Below are 23,745 nucleotides of genomic sequence, written 5' to 3'. Positions count from 1 at the left end.
CGCGCGGTATTGTAGGTACATACCTACATGGAGGTGAACGATGAGTATCGTAACTTCCCGCGATTTCAACCACGATGTGAGCGCGGCCAAGCGGGCGGCCGGCCGCGGACCGGTGATCATCACAGATCACGGCCGGCCGTCTCATGTGCTTCTGACCTTTGCCGATTACCAGGAGCTCACTCGGTCCGGAATTTCGCTGGCCGATGCCTTCACCATGAGCGAGGACATCGACTTCGAGCCGGTACGGCCCACGGACTCGCTCCGTGAGGTCGATCTGTGAGTTTCCTCCTGGACACAAATATCGTTTCGGAGCTGCGGAAAAGCGAAGACCGCAGAGACCGGAACGTCGATCGTTGGGCACGAGACCTGTCGCCCTCCGACACGTACCTCTCGGTTATCACGCTGCTCGAACTCCGGGCCGGAATCGAGAACAAGCGACGCTGCGACCCTGCGCAGGCTCGAGCGCTCGACCACTGGCTCAACGATGGCGTGCTACCGACCTACGCGGGCAGGGTCCTCGACATCGACCAGAGAGTCGCCGAGATCGCGGCCCGCCTGCACGTCCCCCACCGACGGCCGGCTCACGACGCCTTGATCGCGGCTACGGCCACCGCCTATGGCCTGACCCTCGCAACGCGCAACGCGGCCGACTTCCGGCCGATGGGCATCACCTTCGTCAATCCTTGGGAAGAAAACTGACCCGCCACGGCCTACTCGGTTCTCGGTTCGAAACGGACCGACTGCCGCGTTACCTGGGTCGCGGCCGCGAAACCGCTCCTGATGCAGGTGGTCAGTTGCGACGATCCCGGTGCGCGGTGATGGACCGAATCGAGCCCAAGTTGTACGATATCTTGTACGAATCAACCGAGGGGCGCATACATGACCGCACTACCCATCTCCACTGTTCGTCAGCAGCTGTTCTCCCTGGTCCAGCAGGTGAACGACGACCACGACACCGTCACAGTGGTCACCAAGAGCGGCCAGAACGCTGTCCTGGTGTCGGAATCCGATTGGAACTCCATCCAGGAAACGCTCTACGTATTGGCTACTCATGGCGGAGTTCGGCTGCTCGAATCCGCACGTGACGCCGAAGAGGGGCGGTTCGAAGCGCAGGAGCTGCTGGATCCCGATGCCTGAGCGCAAGCTGGTGTTCACAGCCTACGGCTGGGAGACCTACACGTCGTGGCTCGCCCGGGATCGCTCGGTGCTCAAAGCGGCCAACAAGCAGATCTCCGCCGCACTTGCCGATCCCTTCGGGGGAATCGGCAAGCCAGAACCGCTCAAACACCAGCTCGCGGGCAAATGGTCGAGACGGATCACCCGTGAACACCGCCTGATCTACTACGTGACCGATACCGAATTGGTGGTCATCGGCGTTGGGGGACATTACGACGAGTAGCGCGGCAGCCGTGCGGGCCCGTGCCGGTCTGTCTCCGAAACCACGGTGAACGGTGAATGCCGGCGTAGGTCGGCGCCAAGCGGCGATCGGTGCCACATCGGCGAGCGGTGAACCGGCCGTTTTCAGCGAGGTTACGACGATCCCGGTCCTGCGCCAGGCCACCGGACCGACGCGGCGTTCACCACGAACGGTCGGCAGACCCTCCGCGGGGTTCCGGGACCTCGGGCCGGGCGTTCGCTCATCCGCAGCGGTGAGCGGTGAACCGTACGCCCGGCCTCTCGATCGTGCCGTGTCCCCGGCGCCGCGGAACCCCGCATCCGGTCAGGCAGCTTCCGCGAGACCAGCCCTCACCGAGCTGCCCCGACCCGGTATCACGCGGTCGAATTCGGGCAGCATCGGCAACAGGGTTTCGGCCATGACCGCCGCTCCCCGGTCGTTGAGATGGGTTCCGTCGCCGCTGTCGAACACCGGATGGATACGATCCGGGTCCGCAGGGTCGGCCACCGCGGCCGCGAGGTCGGCCACCGAGTCGAAGACATCTGTGCGCCGGAGCCACTCGTTGACCTCCCGACGGATCGGAGACCCTTCGGCAGCAGTAACTTTCGGGAACACCGACCCACCGAAGGGTCCTATCGTCGCGGCGTGCACCGCAAGCCCGGCCCTATGTGCGCGCCGGGCCAAGTCCGTGAAGCCCGCGATGAGCTCCGCCGCCGTCGCCGGGGGCTGCCCGGCCATCCCGCCGAGGATCAGATCGTTGATGCCGAAGTGGAGCAGGACTCGCCGCACCCCGGGGACCGCGAGGACGTCCCGATCGAACCGGGCCAGCCCGCTCTCGCCGATCTCCGCGCGCAGCAACCTGTTACCGGATATTCCCTGGTTGACCACCCAGCCCGCGGGCAGCCGCCGGTTCATGATGTCGACACTGCGCCGGTCGGTGTCGGGAGTCGTACCCACGCCTTCGAACCACGAGTCACCGAATGCGACCGTCACCGGCGTCGAGGCGGGGCCGTAGACGTCGACACCGGTGACGAAGAAACGCGCGGCCACCGGCTCTGCCCCGGTGAGGAGGACAGCGCCGGACTGGTTACCGGGTGCGACGTAGGCGGTCTGCTGCGGCATGTGCGAGTAGGTCGCGAGGCCGGTGGACTCCGGTAGGTACAGACTCAACGCCAGGGTCGTTCCGGCCGTTGTCGCCCAGTCGATCGGATCGCTCACGACCTCGGCCCCCGGTTCGATCCAGACCTCCTCCGCGCCGGCGAAACGCAATGGAGTGTCGGTCGCCGCGTCTATTTCGTCCCGCGCCGACCGGATCGCGATCCTGGCTCGCACCCGCAGCGGCGTCCGGCCGTAACGGTTGGTCAGACGCACCCGTACCCGGCTGCCGCCCCCGGCGAGTCGCAGGAACTGGCGGATCGTCTGATCGGCGAACGCACGGGGTTCGGTGAGTGCGATCTGCTCATCCGGGCTGATGACACCCGATCGGAAGCCGGCGAGCCAGCTGTTTCCGTCGAAGTTTACTTGCGATGCGGAATTTCCCATAGGACGTATGTTGCACGTCAATATTACGCGTGTCAACTATCCGCGCATCAGGCTTCTGGTAGGTTCAGGGACATGAGCGCCAGTGACTTGTTCGACGACCCCCGGCTCACAGCGATGGGGCTGCTGTTCGAGACGCACGAGGGCCTGCTCGCGCGGATGGAACCCGTCTGGAAAGCGCACGGGTTGTCCGGTCTCGACCTCAATGCGTTGATCCGGCTGAGCCGCTCCCCCGGTCGGCGGTTGCGCATGACCGACCTCGCGAACCAGACTTCGTTGTCCACCAGCGGTGTCACCCGGCTGGTCGACCGGCTGTCCCGCGGCGGCCTGTCGGTCCGCGAACTGGACCCCGCCGACCGGCGCGTCTCCTACGCCACCCTCACCGAGGCGGGGGCTCAACGACTCGAACAAGTCCTGCCGCTCTACCTCGACGCAATCCAGCACTGGCTCATAGACCTGCTCACCACCGAACAACTCGACGCACTTCTCTGCGCGTTACGCATCGTGCGCGATACGGTCAACCCCCAGGCCACCGCATTGGGCTCCGCGCCGGCCGAGTGGAGATCGGCCCAGCAGAACTGAGCCCGGCGCCGATGGCCGCCGCGCCGCCGCCCGAGCCCCCGGCCCGCCGGCTGCGCGCCGCCGACTCGTGGCGCAGCCGACGGGCCGGGGCCGTCGAAGACCCCGGCATCAGCCCACACCATGAACCGGCGATGCACGGTCGGCACGCTCACCCCGAACGACGGCGGCAGATGCCGCCACGCGCACCCGCTGGTCAACACGAACGCCAATGCGGTGAACACTGCCCACTCGTCCACCGGAGCAGTCCCGCCACCCTGCAGCCTGGGCGTGAACTCAGGTAGTAACGGTTTCACATGTCCCACAACGTATCCGGGATCAGGCTCTGAGTCAGCCTGTCGACCACCGGTCACATCATGCCGGACAACGAATTACAACCGCGCAAGACACCCTCTTAGTCGCAAATCGAGTTTCTATGCGCAAAGCTCCTCAGTGATTAATATCCCAAATTCCCTGATTGCTGTCCCAATCGCGTACGAGAATTGATATGTCGCGAGAGCACTCTACGGCGCGCAGTGCCCGGAATGCCTCTTCTTTGCGATTCTGATAGTTTTCGATCTCTCTGTGCATCCTGTTTGCGGAGATAGGAAGATACATTTCCAACTCATATGCACCCAGCAAGAGAATCGACAGCCCATCTCGAATTGCCTGAGGATAATTGGATATTATGCGGCAAAGTCGCTCGAGGTCGGGTATTTCATAATCGGTAACCGAGTACCACGGAGTATACGCCAATTTGCTGGGCAATCCGAATCTCAGCGCCGCTTCTCTGAAAGCGCGAAGAACATTTATCGCGCGAACCTTATCCAGATATAGGTCTCTAGAGTTTATGAAGCAATCTACTATCCACTGAAATGCAGACATAGGCGCAAGGCCAAGATTGATCGTGGTCGAATATAGTAATCTATATGCGTTCCAATAAGTAGACACGTCCGAGAGTAGGTAGTTTAGTTGCCCAAACTTGTAGAATAGTAGAGGACTTTTCTCAAGTACGGCTACATCATCGCTGATGGCCGGGTGATACAAGCATGCACTTCGCAATGCTTTACATATCAACACCGTCGAGGAATCCCTGCCCATCCCACGCGTGTATTCAAAGTTGGATGCGATCGTCCACGTAGAACTTTTGATGTAGTGATTTTGCCTAAGCGCGGCAACCATTATAGCGATAAAGTGCTCGCTTATAGCCTCTGAATGCCGGTGGGTAGGCCTCAGTATATAAGCTGCTGTTTCCCAGTCCCCCTCGCCGATACGTTTTACTGCCGCTTTTGACAGCGCCTCTATGGCCTGCGGGGTCAATCGGACTCCCTCGGCGGCCTCGGCGAGAATTCTGAGCGCAGTACCGGTTGTGTGGCTTGGTCGATCCATGAGTCGACGAATGATCGCCAACATTAGCTCGGCCGGAGTCTCTGAGCGCCGTGTTTGGTACATTATTATGGCGCTCTGAACGAATATCTCCTCGGTGCCGTCGGTTGAGACCTTATAGAGTAGCTCAGCCAGAGCTCCGATCTCAAGCTTCAGGATGCAGATCAGATACGTGGCTGCGAAGTATTCGCGAAAACTTTGATGGGTGAACCCGAAGAGTAAGTTGTGATCCTCGTCTTGACCGACCTCGGTATATAGCCATGCCCTTTCTCGAAAGAATGCCACCAACTCGTCAACCTGGACCGTAGCTACAGAATGCGACCCCGTCCAGTGGCCGGTTAGTTGTTGCACCAAGTCATTGCGAGCTGCACTCTCTGCAAGTGGCTTCTTTTCCCCAAGATACGCCAGACGCGCAAGCGAGAACTCCACTAGATCCGATTCCGGAATTTCCGACTTGGTGCGGACCCCCCTCACATGGTCCCATTCTCCGAGCAGGAGACTCGCGCACTGCTCAAACAGCCGTACTCGGCTTTGCGGTATGAACCTACGCCCTCGGTACATCACGCAGACGAATGCAAGGATTAACGGGTTACGCATCAAGTCTAGTGACGACTTCGCGCTTTCCCAGAAGTCTTCCACGAAGCTGTCGACGGTCCAACCGTGCCGCATTTCCTGAATACTGAACCACTTGCGCGTATATTCGCGAATCTGATCAGGTTTGAGTTCACCAATTTCCGCGGTGGTAAATATCGAGTCCTGCAATTTTGCATTTAGATAGCCAATCGCACGGCAAGTGGTGATCACTTTTGCGAAAGGGAAGCGGCGCGAGAACACTTCTATTGTAGTAGCGATACGCCTTCGACCCGCCACGGTCCGAACCTCGTCCAGCCCGTCAAATATTACCACGGAGTCGCGTTCCGTCAGAATCCGATCCACGGCTTTCGGGGTGACGGCATTCAGTTGGTATCGGCGCGACAGCATATCGGAGATATGTAATGATACGTTTATTTCCGTAGCCTCAAGGTCACGCAACCTAACATAGAAAGGCACGTAGCCGATATCGATGCTATCCAGTGCAAGTATGGTTGTAGACGTTGACTTACCCGCACCCGGCGCCCCGAGGATAACTACCCTGTCGAGATCGGATATAAACTGGCGGTATCCAGATTCCCCACAGTACGACTGCCGCTCGATCGAGATGTCAGTGTAAGTAAATATGTCGCGCCTATCTACTTTCATCCTATGATTCAAGTCGGGTAGTTCTATTTCTGAGTGCATAGCACTGAACTGGCGCAAATATTCGCCAATCCAGGCCAGATCACTATTGGGATCGTGCAGCAGATCCTTTAAGTACCTTTTTATTGACACCAGCGCATCGGACGCTACCTCTTGCAATGCCCAGTCCACTGCTTGATGCTTGTCCTGCAGCTTTGCGAGTATCTGCTTTCCCGCAGTGCGGCAGGCGTCCAATAAGTGAGGCCGTAGCTGCGCCGAATATCGCGCGAATTGTTCCGGTTCGACATGCAACTTCGCTATAAATAGTTCGTCGATTTCGCGGAAAATATCCGCTTCGTAAGCCGGTTTCTGTCCTGTCAGATAGGAGGCCACCAACTGACGACACATTACCCGGAACTCGGGAGACTCGACGATGCGGTTGATGTCCGATTGGGTTACGCCTCGCGGCAAATGGTTCATTAGACTTACGGGCCAATACTGAGACTGGTGCGGCCCGCTTGAAAGTTCTTTTGCAGTAAAAATATCGGTAGAACCGATCCCCCGTTGACCAAGCTTCTTTCGGGCATGGGCGAGGAGTGGCGCAGCGGCTGCACCAGCAATCCGCCCAAGAACAATTCCTCCGATGCCGAGTGTACTCATCTTGCCCCCGTTGAAGCGCTGTCCGCTACCTGTACCGACTATAGCGAGTATGCGGGATAGCTTCGTCGCAGTCCTTAGAGCTCCTGACAGGATCGCTCGACCGGCAATGAACCTGGCTGTGGTGCAGCCGGTTTCGCTGTATCGGCGCCGTGGATCGTGGGACGACGAGTTGTGGGTGGTGATCGAACCGCTACTGCCGGTGAGGGCTCCGGGAACGCCCGGGCCTGCTCGGATGGACGACCGGCTGGTGTTGTAAGGGATTGTGTTCGTGCTGTTCACCGGGATCGGCTGGGAAGACCTTCCCCAGGAACCCGGGTTAAGACGTCCACGCGGGCTGCTCCGCGGCCAGACGCTGGTCAATGGGATTCTTGCTCATATCGATCAAAGCTATCGGAGCACAACCGGTTCAATGCGGGATCCGCGCATCGCCGACGTGTCGGGTGCCTGAGACGTGCTCTACTGCAACGCCGGTCACGGTCACTGTCTCGCTGTTTGTAACGTCCCATGATTCGCGGTCGATTGTCAGGCGAAGGTCGAGCGATCGGCGCAGTCGCCACGGCAACGGTGCGGCTCGGACGAAAGCGAAGCCGACCCAGCTGTTTCAGTTCCAGCTGTCCCGGGGGGACGGCTTCACCAGGGAGGCAATATGATCCGACCCGCTCTGTTCGCTGCCGCCGCGGCCACCATCGCGATGACTGTTACGGCATGTGACGGTGACGGTGCGTCCAATGCCGGTCCGTCAACATCGACCACGGTTGCGGCAACTGCATCTACTGCACCGACCACGGTGCCCGCTGTGGAGGCTGCGCCGCCGGTCGCCGAGCCACCGGCCGCACCTCCAGTAGCCGAACCGCCGGCCGCTCCACCCATAGCCGAACCGCCGGCGGCCGAACCGCCGGCCGCGCCTCCGGCCCCGGAACCACCTGCCGCGCAGCCGGTTGCCTACCCTTGTGCCGAGGTGACCGACGAGTACCTGATCACCACGTTGAGAATGACGGGGATGCCCCGATACCCCCTGGCCGATCTCGAACAAGCACGGTGCAGCGACACCTTCGCATCGGCCTGGGCTCAACCGGAGGGCACTCTCCACCCGGTCATGTATCTGTTCGAGTACTCCGAGCAGGACGGGCACCTGCACTGGCGCGTAATCGATGTCGGCGAGGGCCTCGACTGCGTGAACAGGCACGGCGTCCCCGCCGACGTAGGCCGCGAAATCGGCTGCGCCTCCGGTGTTTGATCCCTACCCCACAGTGCGCTCTCCGGACACGCCTTCCACGGACAACGCTTCGCCCGCCGCGCTACGGCCCGCACGACGGCCGGAAAAAATGCAATCTGCCAGGGACAAACCGCTGACATAGGAATTCACGCATATCCCGGCGGCTGTCCGGCCCGCCGCGTACAGGCCCCGGATCTCACCGCCGTGCGTATCGCGCACCGCTCCGGTCTGCTCGTCGACCACCAGGCCGCCGACTGTGAACATCGGGCACGGATTGGTCAGGCTCGGCTCGATCGAGACGTTCAGCATCCAGTACGGGCCGGCGCCGACGGGGCGGACGTATTCGGCCGGTTTGCCCACCGGGTCGGGTGCGCCCGTCGCGTAGGCGCTGTTGTGCGCGGCGACGGTTTCGCGCAATCCCGCCGGGTCGACACCCGCGGCGGCGGCGACCTCGTCGAGAGTGTTCCCGCGCTTGGCCTTCCGGCGCATCACCTCGAACTGCATCCGCTGGAACCAGGCGGCCTGTGGTCCGATCTGGGAGATGGCGGTACGCATGAGCGCGTCGTCGGCGAGCAGCAGGCCGATACCGTCGTGCCGGTTGATCAGTGCGTCGCCGACCGCTGCGCCGTAGCGGGTCTCGTCGATGACCCGCTGCCCTTTCCCATCGACCAGCAATGCTCCGGCCAATGAACTCGGTGGCAGCAGGAACCGCCAGGCCGAGACATTGCCCATCCGGTCGGTCGCGGCGCCCACGCTGCGGCCCAGCTCGATCCCGCTGCCGTCGTCGCCGGAGCTGCCCAGGGCCAGTCCGTTCTTGTACGCGGGCGCGTAGGCGTGCAGCATCTCGCGGTTGGCGATGAAGCCGCCCGCGGTCAGCACCACGGCGCGCCGGGCCAGGACCCGGAGTGTGGTCGCGTACCTGCGGTCGAGCCGGGCCAGCTGTCGCTCCATCGCCCGGCGCAGCGGCGGGTAGTAGATACCGGGTTTGGCGGCGATCGCGGCCAGCCGCGCGTAGCGCGCCTTGACGCGGGCAGGTGCGTCGCGCAGGCTCCGGCATTCGACTCCCACGACCGCGCCGGTGTCGTCGGTGACCAGGGCGGTGGCAGTGGTGAGCGTTTCCACTCGCACTCCCCTCCGCTGCGCCGACTCGGCCAGCGGCGCGAACAACTTCTTCCCGGAGGTCCCCCAGCCTTTGACCCGGTGGCCGCGCTGCGCGGGGGTGATATCGGCGAAGGCCCCGGAGATCTCGCTGCCGGAGTAATAGAGGTAGTAGTCGTTGTTGGGATAGGACGTCTTGTAGGGGCACAGCGACGCCTCGAACGGCACCCCGTGCCCGGTGAGCCAGTCGATCATGGCGGGACTGTCGTCGACGAAACGCCGCAGCGTCGCCGGGGAGACCGCGTCCCCGACCTCACGTTCGAGATAGGCCAGCATGAACTCCGGGGTGTCCTCGACACCACCGGCGCGCTGCACCCAGGTGCCCCCACCGGCGTAGATGATGCCGCCGGAGAGTGCGGTCGCGCCGCCGCCGGTGAAACGGTCCAGCACGAGTACCTGCGCACCGTCCTCGGTGGCCTGCAGGGCCGTGGCCGCGCCCGCCGCGCCGTACCCGACGACCACCACGTCCGCGGCCAGATCCCATTCGTGCGCCATCTACCAACTCCACCACAAACTGAAACGAGTTTCCCTGCTGTTTACGCCGCAGAACAAGTCTTCTGCCAGACAACATAGACCAACAGCGGCATCATTCTATAACGTGTTCTACATGAACGATCGGGAATACGATGTGGTGGTGGTCGGCAGCGGCGCCGCCGGGATGACCGCCGCCCTCACCGCCGCGCACAACGGGCTGAGTGTGGTGATCCTGGAGAAGGCGCCGTACTACGGCGGATCTACCGCGCGCTCGGGCGGCGGGGTGTGGATCCCCGGTAACAAGGCCCTGCGCGAATCGGGCGGTCCCGACGACCGCGAGGAAGCGCGCAGGTACCTGCACAGCATCATCGGCGACGTGGTGCCCGCCGAGCGGATCGATACCTATATCGACCGCGGCGCCGAAGCCATGGATTTCGTCCTCGCGCACTCGCCGCTGAAGATGACCTGGGTCAAGGGCTACTCCGACTACTACCCGGAGGCCCCCGGCGGCCGGGCGGGCGGGCGGTCCTGTGAGCCGAAGCCGTTCAACGCCAAGATCCTCGGCGACGAGCGGTTCAATATCCATCCGCCCTATTCCAAGGCGCCGCTGAACGTCGCGGTCACCCAGGCCGACTTCGTCCGGCTGAACCTGATCCGCCGCCATCCGAAAGGCATGCTGCGGGCCCTGCGCGTCGGGGCGCGTACCTATTGGGCCAAGTTCACCAACAAGCATCTGATGGTGATGGGCCAGGCGGTCATCGCCGGTATGCGCAAGGGCCTGATGGACGCGAACGTGCCGCTGCTGCTCGACACCCCCATGACCAAACTGGTCGTCGAGAACGGCAAGGTCACCGGCGTGGAGGCCACCCACAAGGGCGAGACGGTCACCTTCACCGCACGCCACGGCGTGGTGCTCGGCAGCGGCGGGTTCGAACACAACGCCGAGATGCGGGCCAAATACCAGCGCGAACCGATTACCACTGAGTGGACAACCGGTGCCGCCACCAACACCGGTGATGGCATCGTCGCCGGTATGGACGCGGGCGCCGCTATCGGCTTCATGGAGGACGCGTGGTGGGGTCCGACCATCTTCAAGGGCGGCAAGCCCTGGTTCGCGCTGTCCGAGCGCAACCTGCCCGGTTCGATCATGATCAACCCGAAGGGCGAGCGGTTCGGCAACGAGTCCGCGCCCTACGTCGAGGCCGTGCACACCATGTACGGCGGTGAATACGGCCAGGGCGAGGGCCCCGGCGAGAACATCCCGACCTGGCTCGTCTTCGACCAGCGCTACCGCAACCGGTACATGTTCGCCAGCCTGCAGCCGGGCCTGAAGTTCCCGTCGCGCTGGATGGAGAACGACCTCATCGTCAAGGCCGCGACCCTGCGGGAGCTCGCCGAGAAGATCGGTGTGCCCGCCGACAGACTGGCGGCCACGGTGGAACGCTTCAACAAGTTCGCCGAAACCGGTAAGGACGAGGACTACGGCCGCGGTGACAGCCAGTACGACCGGTACTACGGGGACCCGACCGTCAAACCGAACCCGTGCCTCGCGGCGCTGGTCCAGGGTCCCTTCTACGCGGCCAAGATGGTGCCCGGCGATCTCGGCACCAAGGGTGGCCTGGTCGCCGATACCGCTGCGCGGGTGCTGCGCGAGGACGGCACCCCGATCGAGGGTCTGTATGCCTCGGGCAATGTATCGACCCCGGTGATGGGCCACACCTACGCGGGCCCCGGCGCCACCATCGGACCAGCGATCGCCTTCGGCTACCTCGCGGTCCACGACATCATCGACCGCAAACAGGCCGGGGCCGCGGCACCGGCCGAGGCCTGATCGATCCGAGGAGACTTCTATGCCCATCGATCCGAACGTCGCGCTCGGCGCCGAACTCCCGAGCAAGGAATTCTCCTGGACCGCCTCCGATGTCCAGCTCTACCACCTGGGCATCGGTGCCGGTCACCGCTGGACCGAGCCGGCCGAACTGCGGTACCTCGACGACCGGGAACCTCAGGTACTGCCCACATTCGCCACCGTCGCCCACACCTTGCGCGATACCGACCCGCCGAAGGTGAAATTCCCCGGCGTCGATATCGACCTGGCCAAGGTGGTGCACGGCTCGCAGGAAGTGCAGGTGCATCGGCCGCTGCCCGCCTCGGGTAAAGCGACCCGCACCGGCCGGATCAGCGAACTGTGGGACAAGGGCGCCAATGCGGTGATCGTGCAGGAGTTCACCGTCACCGATTCCGACGGCGAAGCGCTGTGGACCGAACGGTCCTCCATCTTCGCCCGCGGCGAAGGCGGGTTCGGCGGTGAGCGCGGCCCCGGCAACAAAGCCGAACTCCCCGGCCGCGACCCGGATTTCGACGTCACCACCGCGACCCTGCCGCAGCAGGCCCTGCTCTACCGCCTCTGCGGGGACCGCAACCCGCTGCACTCCGACCCCGAATTCGCGAAGGGCGCGGGTTTCCCGGCGCCGATCCTGCACGGACTGTGCACCTACGGGATCATCTGCAAAACAGCCACCGATACAGTGCTGGACTCCGTCGCCGACCGGGTGACCGGGTTCAAGGCGCGGTTCGCCGGGGTGCTGTTCCCCGGGGAGACGCTGCGGTCGCGGATCTGGCAGGAGCCGGGGCAGTTGATCATCAGCGCCACTGCCGTCGAACGGGACGGTGCACCGGTGCTGGGAGACGTGGTGCTCGACTACGCCCGGTGAACCTTGTTCCAAGGAGCCGACCGGACACGTTCATCGGTGCGAGCGATCATTCTCGTCCGACAGCCGAACGGTCGCCTGGACAGGCCGGCTTGCTCACCCACACAGCGTGTGGGTGAGCAAGCCGCGGATATCCGCGGTGTCGGGCACGCCGGAGTCCACCATCTGTTCGACGAGGCTCGCCGGGTAGCGGAGGTCGACGGGCACATAACGGACTCCGCTGCGGACCGAACGATCCACCAGGACGCCGCCGGGCACGCAGTCATCCACTTCGCGCTGCCGAGGATGTCATCTCACGCCGGGCAGCCCCGTCGGCCATCAGCGCGGTATAGCAGCGATTCAGGTCGGCGCCGGTAGCCGACCTGCGCGCACGCCGTTCCCGGCAGTGGCGACTTGATATGCGTTGCGCTGATGACGACGCCGTCAACACGGGAGCCTTTATCAACCAGATGGTTGAATAATCCTGCCTGCCGCGCTATGGTCTTATTCAACCAAGAAGTTGAGGAGCCATTGTGGACGAGGACACCGAACAACTCAACCGAGTGTTCGCGGCACTGGCCGACCCGACCCGGCGCAACCTCGTCGCCCGGCTCGCCGATGCCGACGCCTCCGTGGGCGAGCTGGCCGAACCGTACGACATGAGTCTTCAGGCGATCTCCAAGCATGTGAAAGTCCTGGAGGAGGCCGGTCTGGTCACCAGGAGCAGGGAGGCCCAGCGCCGGCCCGTTCACCTGAACGCGGAGGTGTTCAGCCTGATGACCAAGTGGATCGAGCGCTACCGGCTGAAGGCCGAGGAGCGCTATCAGCGCCTCGACGCCCTGCTGAACCGCATGACCGATACAGGCGACCCCCGAAAGAAGAACGCATCATGACCACCACCGAGATCATCGCGGACGAGAAGGTCCCGACCATAGAGATCATCCGGGAGTTCGACGCCACCCCGGAGCAGGTCTTCCGCACCCACGTCGACCCCGAGCTCTACGCGCAATGGATCGGGCCGCGCGACATCACCACCCGGATCACCGCCTGGGACGCCCGCACCGGCGGCGCCTGGGCCTTCGCCAACGACCGGGACGGCGTCGAGATCGCCACTTTCTACGGCAGCTTCCACGAGATCCGGCCCGACGAGCGCATCGTCTGGACCTTCACCTACGAGGACGAACCCGACGGCGTCGCACTGGAGAAGGTGACCTTCGAACGCCTCCCCGGCGGACGCACCCGGCTGCGAGTTCTGAGCGTGGTCGAGAGTTTCGAAATCCGTGACGGCATGCTGGCCGGCGGGATGAATGTCGGGGTGGAAGAGGGCTACACCAAGCTCGACGAACTGCTCGCGGAGCGTTCCTGATGGCCGCGGCACCCACCGGCCCGGCCGATCGGCACGCATCCGACGCGGCCCGGTTCACCGAACTCGTCGAATCCGCCGGCCCCGGCGACTGGTCACGCCCGAGCCCGGTCGCGGAGTGGACGGCTCTGGATATCGTCGCGCATCTGATCGAGTGGTCCCGGGGGCTGCTCGGCGGCGCCGATATCGATCTCCCGCCCCTGGACGTCGCCTCGGACCCGGTGGCCGCGTGGAAACGACACGTCGCCGATATACAGGCAATACTCGACAACCCCGCGGGGCGGGTTCTGAGCAACCCGCACTTCGGGCAACGCCCGGTGGACGAGGCCATCGACGAGTTCTACACCCCGGATATCTGGATGCATTCTTGGGATCTGGCCAAAGCGCTCGGCCGCGAACCAGACCTGGGCCAAGGCCGTTGCGCGGCCGCCCTGGCCGATATGGAGCCCGTGGAACAGATGCTCCGTGACAGCGGCCAATTCGGCACCGCCGTCCCCGTCGCCGCGAACGCTTCTCCACAGGACCGGTTGATGGCATTCATCGGCCGGGACCCTGCCTGGACCGGGTCATGATCCGGTGTTCCGGCCGCTGCGGTCGCGGATCCGGCAGGAGCCGGGGCAGTTGATCAGCAGCGCCACTGCCGTCGAACGGGAGGGTACGCCGGTGCTGGGAGATGTAGTGCTCGACTACGCCGAGAACCGCGCGCGTTTGGCCTGATCGCCGACCGGTGCGGGACGGGACCGCTCGGAACTGAGGAAGAACTGCCGCGGGCAATCAGTTACGAGGGGTCCACCGTGCAGGGCGGAATCGATCAGATCCTGGAAGGCCCCGTCCTGTGGTTCGTTGCGGTGTATGACGTGGCGGCCGGGACAGAACTGCTGGACGCTCGCATTGACGGCCCCCGGCAGGTGATCCCGTTCCGGCCCTTCGTCCTCCGAGTACAGGTGATAGGCGGGAAGGCCGGGCGGCAGAGCCGGTGGCGCGTTCAGTTGTTGCAGGAACTCCGACCCCGGTGCGATATCGCGGCATCCGGGGAACACGAGAGCGCACAGGTACCCGAGAGGTTGGCCGAAGTTCGGGGTGCCGAAATCCACATAGGTTCCCACCGAGTTCAGTCCCCCCAGGAACTTCACATAGTGACGCTGGGCCAGGCCGCCCATGGAATGCCCGACCAGATCCACCCGGCGGGCGCCGGCGGCCTGCCGGATCTCGGCGACCTCACGGGCGACGGCGGTCGCCGACTCGGCGATCCCGGCGGATCCCGAGGACCCGGCGGGTATCCCGGGCAACACCATGGAATAAGCGGTGTAGCCGCGATCGGACAGCTCCGATCGCAGTTTTTCCAAAATGCCCCGATCCGCATCGAAACCGCCGATCACCAGAACGGGATTCGCCGGCACGGTATCCGCGCGGACGAATCCGGCCGGCGCCGCGACGGAAGCGCAACCCAGCAAGGCGAGAACCACACCGAGCCGGGCGACCAGCGTGAGCACAGTTTTCATCGACCTGCTTTCCAGATGCTGAGTAACCGATCCGCTGTCACCCGGACCGCGCCGGCCGACGGCATCGAATGCTAATCCAGCGAACCCGCAGGTGGTGGAGGCGCGACGGTAGCCGGCGCACGGCGGACGCTGTTCCGTTCGCGAACCCGAGATCATGCGCCCCCGCAACCGATCTCTGCAGCCGCTCGAATTGTTTCGGCAAGTGCAGGCCGGAATCGAACAGACCATTGATAATTCCCAGTAGCGGCGAATCGCGCAGGCGCGCGTAAATGTGAGTTATCCGACTCGGGCACAACACAGTTCGGTTACGCAGCGCGAAAAAGTGTCGGATATGTTCATACGGCTACTGATCGACATTCGAGGAGTTTGAATGACCGCCTTACGTGGAACTCTTATCGCCGCCATGATCGGCGCCGCAACCCTGGTCGGCGGCGGAGCCGCAATGGCAGCCCCGCTGCAGCTCGAAGCACCCACTGCGGTGCCTGCCGAGTCCGTCGCCACAGCCGACTGTGCCGGTGTCATCCACCCGCTGGGCCAGATCTCCTGCCTGCTCAGCTCCCTTTCCGGATAAACACCGCCACAGCCCGGCCGGTCGGGGTACCAGCCGGGCTACTGCGCCTCCCCGACCCGGGCGTGCCGGATCAGCCGCAATGCAGATTCGCGTGCAGAGCATCCAGGGCCCCGCATACAAGTGGCCGAGCAAGAGCCCGAGTTCAGCCGATCGTTCCCGGCGGCGCCACCCACTGGGTGGGTTGCCCGGTCGCCTCGGCAACTGTTTCGAGATCGCGGTCGTAGTGCAGAATCGTCAACCTGTTCGCCTCCCCGGTAGCCGCGATCATCAGGTCGGCCACGCCTGCGCTGCGATGGCAGCCCCGCTCGGTGAGCAGCTGCTGCACCCGGTGCACTGCTCGGCGAAACCCTCGATCGGCTGCCGATGATCACCACCGTCGGATAGCGAGGCGGTGTCGTCCCCACTCGCTAGTGTGACCCGGTGAAAGATCGGAGCACGGAACATGATTCGGTGTCGCTCGCCCTGGCCCGACCCTTCCTCGGCAGGATCGTCGATCTCACCTTCGACCGCCCGTACGGCAGCCGGCACCCGCGCTGTGGGTTCCTCTACACGGTGAACTACGGCTACGTGCCCGGCACCCTCGCGCCGGACGGTCAGGAATTGGACGCCTACTATCTCGGCCCGGACGAGCCGCTGACTGCCGCCCGGGGCAGGTGTATCGCAATCGTCCACCGGCTGTACGACGATGACGACAAACTGGTGGTCGTCCCACCGGAAAGCCCTGACCTCGACGATACGGTCATCGCGGCCGCGGTCGATTTCCAGGAAGACCACGGCCGGTACGTCATCGTGCGATAGCGAAGACGGACGCGGTGGCCGAGAGCCCGTGCCCCGCTTCCTGCCTCTGCTCAGGGCAGAGAAAGCGGCGTGTGTGGTCGCCACGCCGGTAGGTTCGCCTTCGTGGAAATCGTGCCCGTATCACCCCGGCTGGCAGCACTGCGGTTCCCCGAGGTCAACGACCTCAATGTCTACGTGTGGGACGACGCCGGGGAGATCACCTTGATCGACACCGGCCTGCCCGGTTCTTTCACCGCGATCGTCGAGGGCCTCGGCGCACTCGGATTCCCGCCGGCGGCGGTGCGGCGGGTTGTCCTCACCCACGCCCACGACGATCACATCGGTTCCGCGGCCGAGCTCGCCGCCCACGGTGCCGAGATCTGGGCCCACCACGCCGATGCCGATATCGTGCGCGGCAAGCGTCCGCAACCGGCGCCGGTACTGCGCGACTGGGAACGCCCCATCGCCGAAGCTCTCGAACCCGGCCCGCCGCCCCGCCCGGCCCCGGTCCACCGGGAGCTGTACGACGGCGACATCCTCGAATTCGGCGGCGGCGCGCAAGTAGTCGAAGTTTCGGGCCATACGGCGGGCAGTATCGCACTGCATCTGCCGCGCCATCGAGTGCTCTTCACCGGTGACACACTGGCGAACGTGCGCGGGGTCACCATGCCCGGCGTGTTCAACCTCGACAGCGCCGCCGTCGACCTGGCGGCCCACCGGCTGGCCGGGTTCGATGTCGATACCGTCTGCGTCGGCCACGGCGAGGTACTGACCGCCGAACCGCTGCATGCCTGGCGGGCCGGGCAGTCGGCTCACCGACCGCGACCGGACCCGTCGCAGCGACATTCACCATGAGCCCGTGCCGTGTCCTCCGCGGAGCCGCTGGAAACCCGGCGAGGCCACGGCCGGACGCAGCCCTCGTCCTCACGATGAGAGAGCGTGATTTCGAACCGGGTCCGACAGCTGCCGGTCGATCCTCGGTATTCACCGCCGGTCGTGCCACCATGTGGTGACCAGGCCCCGGACAGGGAGGTGACGGCATTGCCCGGACAGCAAGGAGACCGCACCGACGATCCCTTCGGCGGCAGACGACCCACCAGCCACGAGCGCGATACCGGGCTGCCGTGGGACGCCTCCTACCTGAACGGCCCCGCCCCGTGGGATACCGGCCGGCCGCAACCCGCCGTGGTGCGTGTGGCCGCCGAGGGCGGTTTCACCGGGTCGGTACTCGACGCGGGCTGCGGAACCGGGGAGAACGCGCTGCACATCGCCGAATCCGGTCTACCGGTGCTCGGTTTCGACGTGGCGGAGACAGCACTGGAAGCCGCGCGGGAAAAGGCAGCCGCCCGGGGCATCGGCGCCGAATTCGTGGCCGCCGACGCGCTCGAACTGGACAGTATCGACCGCAGATTCGACACTGTGCTCGACTGCGGGCTGTTCCACGCCTTCGACGCGCAGGAGCGCCACCGGTACATCGCGAGCCTGGCATCGGTGACCGATCCCGGCGCGACGCTGTACGTGCTGTGTTTCAGCGACGAAGGTCCCGACCTCGGCCCGCATCCGGTGGGCCTCGAGGAACTGAACGCGGCGTTCACCCCCACCAACGGCTGGAGTATCGCCGCCGTCGTGCCGGACCGCATCGAAACCCGATTCCACGACCACGGCGCACCGGCCTGGTTGGCAACGATAGACCGCGTCTGAACAGGGGCGGCGGAAAGACCGGTTCGGCTCGAACGCTAGATCGATCTCCCGAGCGGAATTCGTTCGAGCAGATCCCACGAGTACATGGCCCGCCGACGGTGGAGCATCACCATCGAGACCTCCGAAACCTGCACCCGCACCATTCGCAAACGGCGATTGACCTTTGCTACCGCCTCATCCACTTCAAGAGGTGCGATGCCGTCCGAATTACTGTAGGCAACGGTGACGTGCGGGGGGTGCCGCAGCGGTGGAGCATCCGACTCGGAGACCGCGACGGTAGTGCCCGCTCCCAACTTAGCGCGCAACTTGTCGATATTCCCGGCGGATTTCACATCGAGGATCAGTGCGGCGGGCACGCGCCGGAGCGCACCTATAGTCAATTCGAACGGATTCATCTCGCCGAGCTCCCGCCGGGCACCGGCCTGTGTCGCATGAATTCGTTCGGGAGATAACTCACCCGATTTCCCGATACGGCCGACGGTGAGATGCAGACTTTCCAGTGGCGTTGGATCGTATTGCGAAAAGGCGAGTCGGCTATGACACTCGCCGACCGCGGAGCGTAACGGCGCCGAGTCTTCGAAAGTCAGAAACCAGTAGTACCCGACTAACCCTAACGGCTTGGTCCAGTGGTTTCTCAACTGGTTGGGGACGGCCGCCCCATCTGTTGCAGCTGCATTCTTGCTATTCGGCATCGGTGCTCCGATGTGCTGCAAGCGCCTCACGGACTCTCGCCAACTGTGACGGAGAACCCCCGCGAGCCGCAAAATCCCGCGCGAATTCGGTGGCACGCGCTCGTACCGGAACTGTTGCGTCTGCGGGCATACTTCCGAGTGCTTCGATGATCAGCGAGCTCGCGTATTCCAGATCGCCTCCGGCAGAACTGAGCTGTGCCCGCGCCAGGTCGATTCTCGCCAGGGAACGCCCCCATGGGCACTCAGATGGATCCAGCTCGGCAAGGGCCCTCTCCACGTGCGCTTCGACTTGGTCCGGTAGGCCGAGCGAAAGATACGCCGTGGCGGCATTACCGGCTACCTGAGCGCGGCTGTAGCCGCTGATAGAGATACTCGAACGCGAGTAATTCTCCATACCGCGCTCGCCTACCGACTCGTAGGCTTCTTCGACCACTCGATCGACACCACGACGATCGCCCAGTTTCCCCAATGCCCTGGCTACGCCATTGATCTTCAATCGGACCTGCTGCGGACCTGGCGCCGCATAGTTCAACCCATCCTCTGCGAACCGCAAAGCATCGCGATAGCGACCGGAATAGTACTCACAGTAGCTCTGCATACCGCGTGCCCAAGCCTGTAAACTTCTCGACTCCACCACCTTTCCGAGTTGGAACGCCTCATGGCAATAAGCGCGTGACAGCTCGAAGTCACCGAAACCCACGTTGACGAAACCGAGTAGTCCTGAGGTCTGCGCTGCTATCTCGTACAGTCGGCGCCGCTCGCGGATATCACCACACCCTTCTGCCAGCGTATCGATCAACTGCCGCTGCTCCACCAGGCCATCGACAAGCTTCGCACCGTCCAGAACTTCGTAGTTCTCGATGACAGCATGGACCCTGGATGCCAATCGTTCCACGATCTCCCGATCGACAACCGCCGTGATTCTGTGGATCCTTTTCAGAACATCGAACAGTTCTTCACTGCTCCGACCGCCAGCCGGGAACTCACCTCCGACCGCTCGGTCTCCGAGCGTTCCCATGCCCGTCGAGCCACTACTCTCCCCATACCCCGCTTCGGAGCGGGATGCTCTCCTCGCCGCGACCGCTCGGGCGCGCAAAGCATTGAGAGCACCATTTGCTGCGAGCTCCGAGTCAACGGCAGCAACGAGTTCTCGCGACGGCAGATTGGCGTCCTCCCATTCCGCCATCGAGACGTATTGCCGGAAGTAGCCGATCCTGCCGGCGAGTACTCGCTGGCTCATACCCGCTTCGGTTCGGAGCCTCTTGATCTCCCGCGCCAGCTCATCGGCGAGCGCCACCCGGTCCGCGGTCGGTGCGACGTTTCGGCCTGTCATCGAATTCCCCTCCTGCTCATGGGTTCATTCTGGCCCGGTGCCTTGTATGGCAACCCGCCTTTCGGCCACTTGCTACCTTCCGGCCCCGACCCGGCTGCGAGTTTCCTCGAAACAGGCAAGACGCGAGACGAATCGAGTCCGAGGAGAGCCCCTTGAAAGAGCATCCGAACGAAGCGAGTTCGGCCCTACCGATCAGAGGACCGATCAGCAATCAGGCCATCGCGATCGCCCGGTCGCTCTGGCACGCTGATCACTGCACCGACCGAGCACTGCTGGAACGGGTCGCTGCCGGGCTGCGCGCACCCGAGCGCTCCGGCGAGTTCCACCCGCAGCGCGATATCGATCGGATAATCGCCCGGTATCGGGCAACCCACGGCCGTGCCCGCTGACCGCGGCGCGGTGTGGCCGCAATGCGCCGACCATGCGGTCCCGTGGGTCACCGCCGAGCTGCTGGACCGGACGCACAATACGCGGCACTGGGTGCGATGCCCGGAATCTCTTTTCTGCCTCAAAGGGGCACCGGTCGTGGACGGGCACATCGGTGATCACGAGCGCAACGTCTCGGGTATCTGTCCGTGGAGCGGCGTACGGGTGGTGGATTCCGTGCCCGGTTGCGGATGCGGACCCACCATCACAACCAGGCAGTTACGGATGGTCCTGCGCGTGGACTACCGGCCGAACGGGGTGATCCGCTCGGTCGGTTGCCCGGGCAGCGGCTGCCGGGAGATCGTTCGCCTGGTGGACGGTCGAATCGGCCCACACGACCGACCGTGCCCATGGGCGGGGGTCACGGTGATCGATCGCGGCCCGCACCCCCCGATCCTATGAACAGCGGTAACCGGCATGGCATAATTTCGCTACTATCATGGCATGACGATGTTCCAGGTCAGTGATCTAGCTGGGGCCCGGCGCCGCGAGTTCCTCGATGAGGCGAAACGGTCGTCGGCGTCGTTACGCGACACCGACGGATCGGTGCTCGTGATGTTCGAAGCGCAGCGCATCGCCGCGCTCAAGGAGGCCGCCGCCGCCATTACTCAACTGTTCTCCGCCGAGGCGGTACTCGCGCGAACCGATGTCCCCACCCCGGTGGAACTGGGCGGACTGGCCTGGCTGGCGGAATTCGATTCCGACGATCGAGCCGAAGCGCTCGCCGAGATCCGAAATGCCGTAGTGCTCACTGTGACCTCCGAAGATCCCAATCCACTCCGAGAGGTCCTGCACGCGTGGGCGACCACCGCCGCGGTGATGCGGGATCCACTGCGGCGAGCCGTGCACACCGGGCCGGTCGGGGAATCCGGTTATGTCGAGGTCGAAGCTCCGCAGCCGAGCGATGACGTCTGAACGCGACCCGCAGCCCGGAGCGTATCGGCCATTTGTAGCCGCCCGCGCGCCCGGCGGACGACCACCCACGGAACCCGCCTACCGCGTCCTGGTGCACCGGCAGTACCTCGACGCCTGGAACAGCTTGGCCGACCGTGTGGGCATCACTTCGGCCCGGCAGTTCTGGGAGCATGTCTCATGCACACCGGGAACTCCACCGGCGGTCGGCACTTCGACCGTGCTTCGCGGTAAACATCACGGCCCGAAGTGGGAGGGTTACTCGCGCACTATCCACTACGAGATCAGTGGTGCGGGCCGAATCGACTACCAGTACTGCAATGCGACCACGGAGGGCGACCGGGGTGATCCGCACCCAGTCGTCAAGATCCTCACCATCGACCTCGGAAGCCATTGAGCCGACGTCGACGTGCCCCCGGCCCTGAACTGCTAACGGGGGACAATGTCCAGGGGTGAGTAGCGGCCTCCACCCGCAGATACCTCGACCGGCGGGTGGAGAGCACCTACCCCTCGAGCGCCTGGCTCAGCAGCGAGCGCCGGCGATTCACACGGCTCACCGAACCAGCCGGTCAGCGCCGCACGTAGCCCGTCCGCCGCGATATCGGCCGCTTCGCCGACCGCCGCGGCCCACGCGATGTGGGCGTCCGGACGGATCAGAAGCGCGTCGGCGGGAAGGTCGTCGGTGGTGACTGTCCGGATATCGACGCGGTCCTGCCACTCCCGGGCGACCTCACGTACTTCGGCTCGGTCGGCGAGAACCAGCAGGACCGGCCGTGCGGAGTGCAGCAGGTCGGCGACGGTGGTCGTATCGCGGTCGGTGCGCAGGGCGAGGTCCGGGGCGAATGCACCGGTCAACGGGTGGTGGTTCGGGTTGGGCAGGTCGTAGCGCACATCGGTGCCCGCGATGAAGCCGGCTACCCGGCGGGCGGACTGTTCGTCACCGAGTAGTTCGGAAACCACCTCCCGCAGCGCCTCCGCGGCCGGGTCGAGTCCGCGCCGCAACGCCACCTGTGCGCGGGTCTGCCGCAGGGCACGAGCCCCCGCGTAATGGCGTTCCGCGTGGTAACTGTCGATCAGTCCGGGTGGGGCCCAGCCGTGGATGTCGGCGGCGAGTTTCCAGCCGAGGTTCACCGCGTCGAGCAGCCCGGTGTTGAGCCCCGACCCGGTTGCGGGCAGTAGATGGGCGGCGTCGCCTGCCACCAGGATTCGGCCGGCCCGATAGGTCTCGGCGTGGCGGTCCTTGAAGGTGAAGCGTGCCAGCCGCAGCGGTTCGCCCAACGGTATCTCGATGCCGAGCACCCGGCGCACGCTGTCCCGGAATTCGGTCAGGGTCATCGGCTCGTCGTCGGCGATATCGGTGGACTGGTCCTCGGTGGTCGAGAACATCAGCATGTCCGGGGTCGGTGACCCGTATCCGAAGGCACCGTGTGCGGTGCGGGTGAAGCCGGTGGTGATCCGGCCGATGCCCGGAACTTCGAGATCGCCGTTGTCGAGGCGGATCACCGAATCCGGCACGGTGACCTGGCATACCCGGTTCACCTCGGGATACGTGGTGCCGGTGAACGCGATACCGGCCATTTCCCGGATCCGGCTGCGCCCGCCGTCGCAGCCGACGAGATAGCGCGCGGTGATCCGGTACGGCCCGTCCGGCCCGGACACCTCCGCCGTCACCGAGGTGTCGTCCTGACGCACCCCGACCACCTCATGTCCCCGGCGGATATCCGCACCGAGCTCATTCACCCGCTCGGCGAGCAACTCCTCCAGCCGCGTCTGCGGCAGCGGCAGCCCGCGCAACGGAGGGTCCACCATGCCGGTGAGGTCCACGTGCACTCCCCCGAAGGGGTAGCGGGGCGGCGGCGCGGGGGCGGTCACGGCCGCTTCGACCCGCTCCAGCAGCCCGCGATAGTGCAGCACCTGCAGGATCTGCCCGCCCAGACCCTGGGCCTTCTGCGTGGCCCGGGGCCGCGGATACTTCTCCAAGAGCAGCGGCCGCACCCCCGCCAGACTCAGTTCGGCGGCCAGCATCAGGCCGGTCGGGCCCGCACCCACGATGACGACCTCGGCCTCCACCGCCGGCCGCTGCCCCGTGGCTCCGCCCTCGTATCTGTTCGCCGACGACTGCTCTCGCACCTCGTAACCCTCTCTGTCCCACGTTTGTGGGCTCGGCCAGCGAGTA

At 64.5% G+C, this 23,745-nt stretch carries 28 protein-coding genes and 1 pseudogene; 19 read left to right on the top strand and 10 right to left on the bottom strand.

From position 1 onward, the window contains the following. Positions 1-40: 40 nt before the first annotated feature. From NS4_RS25045 to NS4_RS25030, 4 genes are all read left to right on the top strand, one after another. Entirely contained in the window at positions 41-280 is a 240-nt protein-coding gene (locus tag NS4_RS25045; protein ID WP_063061952.1) for a type II toxin-antitoxin system Phd/YefM family antitoxin, read from the top strand. Beyond that, positions 277-699, top strand: coding sequence for a type II toxin-antitoxin system VapC family toxin (locus NS4_RS25040; RefSeq protein ID WP_063061951.1), 423 nt, complete (start codon positions 277-279; stop codon positions 697-699). The genes NS4_RS25045 and NS4_RS25040 overlap by 4 nt, the downstream gene beginning before the upstream one ends. A 180-nt stretch (positions 700-879) precedes the next feature. Continuing rightward, a complete protein-coding gene (locus NS4_RS25035; RefSeq protein ID WP_063061950.1) occupies positions 880-1,137 on the top strand; it encodes a type II toxin-antitoxin system Phd/YefM family antitoxin in 258 nt (85 codons plus the stop codon). Further along, complete coding sequence (locus NS4_RS25030; RefSeq protein ID WP_063061949.1) at positions 1,130-1,399, top strand: Txe/YoeB family addiction module toxin; 270 nt, start codon at positions 1,130-1,132, stop codon at positions 1,397-1,399. The genes NS4_RS25035 and NS4_RS25030 overlap by 8 nt, the downstream gene beginning before the upstream one ends. 321 nt (positions 1,400-1,720) lie before the next feature. Here NS4_RS25030 and NS4_RS25025 read toward each other — a convergent pair whose 3' ends face one another. Next, complete coding sequence (locus NS4_RS25025; RefSeq protein ID WP_084487693.1) at positions 1,721-2,938, bottom strand: GDSL-type esterase/lipase family protein; 1,218 nt, start codon at positions 2,936-2,938, stop codon at positions 1,721-1,723. Positions 2,939-3,010: 72 nt separating this feature from the next. On the opposite strand from NS4_RS25025, the gene NS4_RS25020 reads away from it, so the two are divergent. Then, entirely contained in the window at positions 3,011-3,517 is a 507-nt protein-coding gene (locus NS4_RS25020; protein ID WP_063061948.1) for a MarR family winged helix-turn-helix transcriptional regulator, read from the top strand. Positions 3,518-3,570: 53 nt separating this feature from the next. Here the strand turns inward: NS4_RS25020 and NS4_RS33905 are convergent. Both NS4_RS33905 and NS4_RS31705 read right to left on the bottom strand, forming a co-directional pair. Next, positions 3,571-3,833: pseudogene (locus NS4_RS33905) on the bottom strand (transposase); the annotation flags it as partial. 110 nt (positions 3,834-3,943) lie between these two features. Next, entirely contained in the window at positions 3,944-6,754 is a 2,811-nt protein-coding gene (locus NS4_RS31705) for an NACHT domain-containing protein (RefSeq protein ID WP_084487691.1), read from the bottom strand. Between the two features lie 106 nt (positions 6,755-6,860). Between NS4_RS31705 and NS4_RS32430 the strand changes: the two genes are divergently transcribed. Beyond that, positions 6,861-7,010, top strand: a complete 150-nt coding sequence (locus NS4_RS32430) for a hypothetical protein (RefSeq protein WP_157106226.1) — start codon at positions 6,861-6,863, stop codon at positions 7,008-7,010. A 702-nt stretch (positions 7,011-7,712) separates the two neighbouring features. After that, on the top strand, positions 7,713-7,991 hold the full coding sequence (locus tag NS4_RS32715; protein ID WP_063061947.1) for a hypothetical protein: 279 nt from the start codon (positions 7,713-7,715) through the stop codon (positions 7,989-7,991). A gap of 3 nt (positions 7,992-7,994) precedes the next feature. Here the strand turns inward: NS4_RS32715 and NS4_RS25010 are convergent, their stop codons facing one another. Further along, positions 7,995-9,623 (bottom strand): FAD-binding protein, encoded by a 1,629-nt coding sequence (locus tag NS4_RS25010; RefSeq protein ID WP_063061946.1) that lies wholly within the window; start codon positions 9,621-9,623, stop codon positions 7,995-7,997. Positions 9,624-9,726: 103 nt separating this feature from the next. On the opposite strand from NS4_RS25010, the gene kstD reads away from it, so the two are divergent. After that, the gene (kstD, locus tag NS4_RS25005; protein WP_063061945.1) at positions 9,727-11,433 is read left to right on the top strand and encodes a 3-oxosteroid 1-dehydrogenase; all 1,707 of its coding nucleotides are present in this window, start codon (positions 9,727-9,729) and stop codon (positions 11,431-11,433) included. Positions 11,434-11,452: 19 nt separating this feature from the next. Next, complete coding sequence (chsH3, locus tag NS4_RS25000) at positions 11,453-12,316, top strand: enoyl-CoA hydratase ChsH3 (protein WP_063061944.1); 864 nt, start codon at positions 11,453-11,455, stop codon at positions 12,314-12,316. Positions 12,317-12,409: 93 nt separating this feature from the next. On the opposite strand, the gene NS4_RS32420 is transcribed toward chsH3, so the two are convergent. Beyond that, positions 12,410-12,571, bottom strand: coding sequence for a hypothetical protein (locus NS4_RS32420; RefSeq protein ID WP_157106224.1), 162 nt, complete (start codon positions 12,569-12,571; stop codon positions 12,410-12,412). A 254-nt stretch (positions 12,572-12,825) separates the two neighbouring features. Between NS4_RS32420 and NS4_RS24995 the strand changes: the two genes are divergently transcribed. From NS4_RS24995 to NS4_RS24985, 3 genes are read left to right on the top strand one after another with little or no spacing between them, the layout of a single operon-like run. Continuing rightward, positions 12,826-13,185, top strand: a complete 360-nt coding sequence (locus NS4_RS24995; protein ID WP_063061943.1) for an ArsR/SmtB family transcription factor — start codon at positions 12,826-12,828, stop codon at positions 13,183-13,185. Continuing rightward, positions 13,182-13,658, top strand: a complete 477-nt coding sequence (locus NS4_RS24990; protein WP_063061942.1) for an SRPBCC family protein — start codon at positions 13,182-13,184, stop codon at positions 13,656-13,658. The genes NS4_RS24995 and NS4_RS24990 overlap by 4 nt, the downstream gene beginning before the upstream one ends. After that, positions 13,658-14,227, top strand: a complete 570-nt coding sequence (locus NS4_RS24985; protein WP_063061941.1) for a maleylpyruvate isomerase family mycothiol-dependent enzyme — start codon at positions 13,658-13,660, stop codon at positions 14,225-14,227. Before NS4_RS24990 ends, NS4_RS24985 begins: the two co-directional genes overlap by 1 nt. A gap of 114 nt (positions 14,228-14,341) precedes the next feature. Here NS4_RS24985 and NS4_RS24980 read toward each other — a convergent pair whose 3' ends face one another. Then, complete coding sequence (locus NS4_RS24980; RefSeq protein ID WP_157106223.1) at positions 14,342-15,157, bottom strand: esterase/lipase family protein; 816 nt, start codon at positions 15,155-15,157, stop codon at positions 14,342-14,344. A gap of 370 nt (positions 15,158-15,527) precedes the next feature. Between NS4_RS24980 and NS4_RS32415 the strand changes: the two genes are divergently transcribed. Next, complete coding sequence (locus NS4_RS32415) at positions 15,528-15,728, top strand: hypothetical protein (RefSeq protein ID WP_157106222.1); 201 nt, start codon at positions 15,528-15,530, stop codon at positions 15,726-15,728. Between the two features lie 142 nt (positions 15,729-15,870). On the opposite strand, the gene NS4_RS24975 is transcribed toward NS4_RS32415, so the two are convergent. After that, positions 15,871-16,053, bottom strand: a complete 183-nt coding sequence (locus tag NS4_RS24975; RefSeq protein WP_218020403.1) for a PIN domain-containing protein — start codon at positions 16,051-16,053, stop codon at positions 15,871-15,873. A gap of 95 nt (positions 16,054-16,148) precedes the next feature. Between NS4_RS24975 and NS4_RS24970 the strand changes: the two genes are divergently transcribed. The 3 genes from NS4_RS24970 to NS4_RS24960 all read left to right on the top strand — a co-directional run bounded on the left by NS4_RS24970 (position 16,149) and on the right by NS4_RS24960 (position 18,206). Then, positions 16,149-16,526: an inorganic diphosphatase gene (locus NS4_RS24970; protein ID WP_218020402.1), complete on the top strand. Its 378-nt coding sequence runs from the start codon at positions 16,149-16,151 to the stop codon at positions 16,524-16,526. Between the two features lie 102 nt (positions 16,527-16,628). Beyond that, positions 16,629-17,360 (top strand): MBL fold metallo-hydrolase, encoded by a 732-nt coding sequence (locus NS4_RS24965; protein WP_063061939.1) that lies wholly within the window; start codon positions 16,629-16,631, stop codon positions 17,358-17,360. 186 nt (positions 17,361-17,546) lie between these two features. Then, entirely contained in the window at positions 17,547-18,206 is a 660-nt protein-coding gene (locus NS4_RS24960) for a class I SAM-dependent methyltransferase (protein ID WP_084487690.1), read from the top strand. 35 nt (positions 18,207-18,241) lie between these two features. Here the strand turns inward: NS4_RS24960 and NS4_RS31700 are convergent, their stop codons facing one another. Further along, positions 18,242-18,898: a 2'-5' RNA ligase family protein gene (locus NS4_RS31700; RefSeq protein ID WP_084487689.1), complete on the bottom strand. Its 657-nt coding sequence runs from the start codon at positions 18,896-18,898 to the stop codon at positions 18,242-18,244. Then, positions 18,888-20,231 carry a helix-turn-helix domain-containing protein gene (locus NS4_RS24950; RefSeq protein WP_157106221.1) on the bottom strand — a complete coding sequence of 448 codons (1,344 nt, stop codon included), beginning with the start codon at positions 20,229-20,231 and terminating at the stop codon, positions 18,888-18,890. The genes NS4_RS31700 and NS4_RS24950 overlap by 11 nt, the downstream gene beginning before the upstream one ends. 152 nt (positions 20,232-20,383) lie before the next feature. On the opposite strand from NS4_RS24950, the gene NS4_RS24945 reads away from it, so the two are divergent. From NS4_RS24945 to NS4_RS24930, 3 genes are all read left to right on the top strand, one after another. Further along, the gene (locus tag NS4_RS24945; protein WP_063061936.1) at positions 20,384-20,620 is read left to right on the top strand and encodes a hypothetical protein; all 237 of its coding nucleotides are present in this window, start codon (positions 20,384-20,386) and stop codon (positions 20,618-20,620) included. Positions 20,621-21,101: 481 nt separating this feature from the next. Then, positions 21,102-21,572: a hypothetical protein gene (locus NS4_RS24935; RefSeq protein WP_063061934.1), complete on the top strand. Its 471-nt coding sequence runs from the start codon at positions 21,102-21,104 to the stop codon at positions 21,570-21,572. After that, positions 21,562-21,966 carry a hypothetical protein gene (locus NS4_RS24930; RefSeq protein WP_157106220.1) on the top strand — a complete coding sequence of 135 codons (405 nt, stop codon included), beginning with the start codon at positions 21,562-21,564 and terminating at the stop codon, positions 21,964-21,966. Before NS4_RS24935 ends, NS4_RS24930 begins: the two co-directional genes overlap by 11 nt. Before the next feature lie 32 nt (positions 21,967-21,998). Here NS4_RS24930 and NS4_RS24925 read toward each other — a convergent pair whose 3' ends face one another. Continuing rightward, a complete protein-coding gene (locus NS4_RS24925) occupies positions 21,999-23,699 on the bottom strand; it encodes an FAD-dependent monooxygenase (protein ID WP_169811811.1) in 1,701 nt (566 codons plus the stop codon). Between the last annotated feature and the right edge of the window lie 46 nt (positions 23,700-23,745).

The sequence above is a fragment of the Nocardia sienata NBRC 100364 genome (assembly GCF_001613205.1).
GTDB classification, from domain to species: domain Bacteria; phylum Actinomycetota; class Actinomycetes; order Mycobacteriales; family Mycobacteriaceae; genus Nocardia; species Nocardia sienata.
Note: the sequence above shows the minus strand (reverse complement) of the source record. Positions and strands in the feature narration are given on the sequence as shown.